Annotated in this window: 2 protein-coding genes; one reads left to right on the top strand and one right to left on the bottom strand. The window is 71.8% G+C overall.

From position 1 onward, the window contains the following. Positions 1-40: 40 nt before the first annotated feature. Positions 41-2,620 carry an FHA domain-containing protein gene (locus ABD308_RS15490; protein ID WP_344333914.1) on the bottom strand — a complete coding sequence of 860 codons (2,580 nt, stop codon included), beginning with the start codon at positions 2,618-2,620 and terminating at the stop codon, positions 41-43. 338 nt (positions 2,621-2,958) lie between these two features. On the opposite strand from ABD308_RS15490, the gene serB reads away from it, so the two are divergent. Continuing rightward, positions 2,959-4,233, top strand: a complete 1,275-nt coding sequence (serB, locus tag ABD308_RS15485) for a phosphoserine phosphatase SerB (protein WP_344333912.1) — start codon at positions 2,959-2,961, stop codon at positions 4,231-4,233. The last annotated feature ends 44 nt before the right edge of the window (positions 4,234-4,277 follow it).

Raw genomic sequence — 4,277 nt, 5'->3', positions numbered from 1 at the left:
GGGTGGGGCGGGCCGCCCCCGCGGGCGGGACGGCGGGCGGTCAGCCCTTCTGCATGACCTCGGGCTCGTGACGGCGCTGGAGGCGGGTCACGACGACGCCGATGATGATCGACATCAGGATCAGGATCCCGGCGTCGAACCAGAACTGGCCGGCGTTGTGGCCCCAGATCGCGTCGTACTCGGGGTTCTGGAAGTCCTTGTTCCAGGGGCCGAGCAGGTGCGAGAGGTCCAGGGTGGTGGCGACCATGCCGGTGCCCCAGCGGGCCGGCATCAGCCAGGCGAACTGCTCCAGGCCGGGCTTGGAGAAGACCTGGAAGAGACAGCCGGTGAAGACCACCTGGATGATCGCGAACATGACCAGCAGCGGCATGGTCTTCTCGGCGGTCTTGACCAGCGCGGAGATCGCCAGGCCGAACATCATCGAGGCGAAGCTGAGCAGGATCAGGCCGAGGCTCATCTCCAGGATCGGCAGGTTCTTGATCACCAGGCCGTCGGAGGGCAGCTTGCGCGGCAGGAAGCCGACGGCGGAGATGATCGCGCCCTGGATCACGCTGAAGAAGCCCAGCACGATGATCTTGGACATCATGTACGCCGAGCGGGACAGCCCGGTGGCCCGTTCCCGTTCGTAGATCGCCCGTTCCTTGATCAGCTCACGGACCGAGTTGGCCGCCCCGGAGAAGCAGGCGCCGATCGCCAGGATCAGCATGATCGTCGCGGCGCCGCTGTTCAGACCCAGCTGGGTCTTGGGGTTGCGGGCCAGGCCGGCCTCGTTCGGGATCAGCACGCTGACCGCGCCGAGCACCGTCGGCAGCAGGATCGACAGTGCCAGGAAGCCCCGGTCGGAGGCGAGCACCGAGACGTAGCGGCGGATCAGCGTCCACAGCTGCGAGCCCCAGCTCTGCGGCTTCGGCGGACGGACCGCCTCCTGCCCGATCTGCGCGGACTGCACCGGCTGCACGGCGCCGGACTCCACGTCCGCCGAGTACTGCTGGTGGTGCACCGAGCCCCGGTAGCGGCCGGCCCAGTCGTGGTCCGGGTAGTTCTCGAAGGCCTGGAAGACGTCCGCCCAGGTCTCGTAGCCGAAGAAGTGCAGGGCCTCGTCCGGCGGGCCGAAGTACGCCACCGAACCGCCCGGCGCCATCACCAGCAGCCGGTCGCAGAGCGCGAGTTCGGCCACCGAGTGGGTGACGACCAGGATGGTGCGGCCGTCGTCGGCCAGGCCGCGCAGCATCTGCATGACCTCGCGGTCCATGCCCGGGTCGAGGCCCGAGGTGGGCTCGTCCAGGAAGATCAGCGAGGGCTTGGTGAGCAGCTCCAGGGCGACCGAGACGCGCTTCTGCTGGCCGCCGGAGAGCGCGGTGATCCGGTTGTCGGCGCGCTTGTCCAGGCGCAGCTCGTAGAGCACCTCGTCGATCCGCGCCTCGCGCTCGCGCGGCTCGGTGTCGCCGGGGAAGCGCAGCCGGGCCGCGTACTTGAGGCCGGTGCGGACGGTCAGCTCCTTGTGCAGGATCTCCGACTGCGGCACCAGGCCGATCCGCGAGCGCAGTTCGGCGAACTGCTTGTAGAGGTTGCGGCCGTCGTAGAGGACGTCGCCGCGGTCGGCCGGGCGGTAGCCGGTGAGGGCGCGCAGCAGGGTCGACTTGCCGGAGCCGGACGGGCCGATGACGGCGACCAGGGACTTCTCCGGGACGCCGAAGCTGACGTCGTTGAGCAGGATCTTCTTGCCGCCCTTGTGCTCGACCTCGACGGTCAGGTGGCGGGCGGAGAAGGAGACGGCGCCGGTGTCGACGAACTCCTGCAGCTGGTCGCCGACCAGCACGAAGCTTGAGTGGCCGACGGTCAGCCGGTCCTGCGGACCGATCAGCTGGCGCTCGACGCGCTGGCCGTTGAGGAAGATGCCGTTGTGGCTGCCGAGGTCGACGATCTCGTAGCGGCCGTCCGGCAGCTGGCGCAGCTCGGCGTGGTGGCGGGAGACCTGGAGGTCGGAGACGACGATGTCGTTGTCGAGCGCGCGGCCGATCCGGATGGTCTTCATGCCGGCGGTCAGGTTGCGGATGATCGTCGGCTGCGGGCCGCCGTCGTGGTCGGCGGGCGACGGCTGCGGGAAGCCCTGCTGCTGCGGGAACGGCTGCGGCGGCTGCTGCTGCGCGTGCGGCTGCGGCCACTGCTGCTGGTGCGGCGGCTGGGCCTGCGCCTGCGGCGGGTAGGGCTGCTGCGCCGCCGGGGCCTGCCACTGCTGCTGCGGCGCGGCGGCGTGCGGCTGCGGGACGGGGCTGCGGCTGGTGGTCGCCTCGTGCCAGGACTGCGCCTGCGCGGCGGGCTGGGCGGCCGGCGCGGAGAAGGCGAGCCGGGGGCCGTTCTCGGCGTTGCCGAGGTTGACCACGGCACCCGGGAACAGCTGCGCCTGCAGGGTGCGGGCGCCGCCGGTGTAGGTGCCGTTGGTGCTCCCGTGGTCGTCCAGCTGCCAACCCGCCCCGTTGAACGAGATGGTGGCGTGCTGCCAGGAGACCCGCGCGTCGTCGAACTGGAAGTCCGACTGCGGGTTGCGACCGATGGTGTAGGACCGCCCGGGTTCCAGGACCCGTTGCTGCCCGTTGATCTCGATGACGAGTTGCGGCACTGCTCGTCTGCCCCGCTCTCTCGGTTCCCCCGATGGTGCGCCCCGGTCAGGTGGGGGCGAAATGATCGTGAATCTGACGGGGGAATCATTCCAGCCCGCCGGGCGCCGGTGAAAGCCGCCCCCGCGGACTGTGACCAGGCGGCGACGATTCGCGGATCGCGCTTGTACGACCGGCTCCGCCACACGTCCGCGGGCCGGTCGCGAGGGCGGTCCGGACGCCGGTCGGAACGTCCGCCGGACCGTCCGCCGGAGACCGGTCGGGAGACCGGCCCGGGGCCCGTCCACGACCCGGACGGGTGCCGTCGCCGCACCGGGCTGCGGGTAGCGTGGGAGGCACCATGAACGCATCGCCCTTGGCCGCCGAGCCGCACACCGCCCCGCAGCCCCGGACCGAGGACGGGCGCACCCTGCTCGTCAAGGTGTTCGGCAAGGACCGTCCCGGTATCACCACCGGGCTCTTCGCGACCCTGGCCGGGTACGGCCTGGAGGTCGTCGACATCGAGCAGGTGGTGACCCGTGGCCGGATAACGCTGTGCGCGCTGGTCACCGCCCCCGACTCGCCCGGCGCCGAGGGCGGCCTGCGGGCCGTCGTGCACCGCTGGGCCGAGGAGCAGAAGCTCCAGGCCGAGATCCTCTCCGGCATCGGCGACAACCGGCCGCGCCGCGAGGGCCGCTCACACGTCACCGTCCTCGGCCACCCGCTGACCGCCTCCGCCGTCGCCGCGCTCACCTCCCGGATCACCGAGTCCGGCGGCAACATCGACCGTGTCTTCCGGCTCGCCAAGTACCCGGTGACCGCCGTCGAGCTGGCCGTCTCGGGCGTGGCCACCGAGCGGCTGCGCGCCGAGCTGGCGCTGGAGGCGGCCACCCAGCGGGTGGACGTCGCGGTGGTGGCGGCCGGGCTGGAGCGGCGGGCCAAGCGGCTGGTCGTCATGGACGTCGACTCGACGCTGATCCAGGACGAGGTGATCGAGCTGTTCGCCGCCCACGCGGGCTGCGAGGCGGAGGTCGCCGAGGTGACGGCGGCGGCGATGCGCGGCGAGCTGGACTTCGCCGAGTCGCTGCACGCCCGGGTGGCGCTGCTGGCCGGGCTGGACGCCTCGGTGACCGAGAAGGTGCGCGCCGAGGTCCGGTTCACCCCGGGCGCCCGCACCCTGATCCGCACGCTGCAGCGGCTGGGCTTCCAGGTGGCGGTGGTGTCCGGCGGGTTCACCCAGGTCACCGACCACCTGGTGGAGCAGCTGGGCCTGGACTTCGCGGCGGCGAACACCCTGGAGGTGGTGGACGGGAAGTTCACCGGCCGGGTGGTCGGCGAGATCGTCGACCGGGCGGGCAAGGCGCGCTGGCTGACCCGGTTCGCCGAGCAGGCCAAGGTGCCACTGGAGCAGACGGTGGCGATCGGCGACGGCGCCAACGACCTGGACATGCTGAACGCGGCCGGGCTGGGCGTGGCGTTCAACGCCAAGCCGGTGGTGCGGCAGGCGGCCGACACCGCCGTGAACGTGCCGTTCCTGGACACCGTGCTGTACCTGCTCGGGATCACCCGCGAGGAGGTCGAGGCGGCCGACGTGCTGGACGGTCCGGCGGACGGCGAAGGCCCGGCGGCCGGCTGACGGGCCCTGCGGAGCGAAGGACCGAGGGGCGTGCGGAAAGGTCC

Source organism: Kitasatospora putterlickiae, from assembly GCF_039527695.1.
GTDB classification, from domain to species: domain Bacteria; phylum Actinomycetota; class Actinomycetes; order Streptomycetales; family Streptomycetaceae; genus Kitasatospora; species Kitasatospora putterlickiae.
Note: the sequence above shows the minus strand (reverse complement) of the source record. Positions and strands in the feature narration are given on the sequence as shown.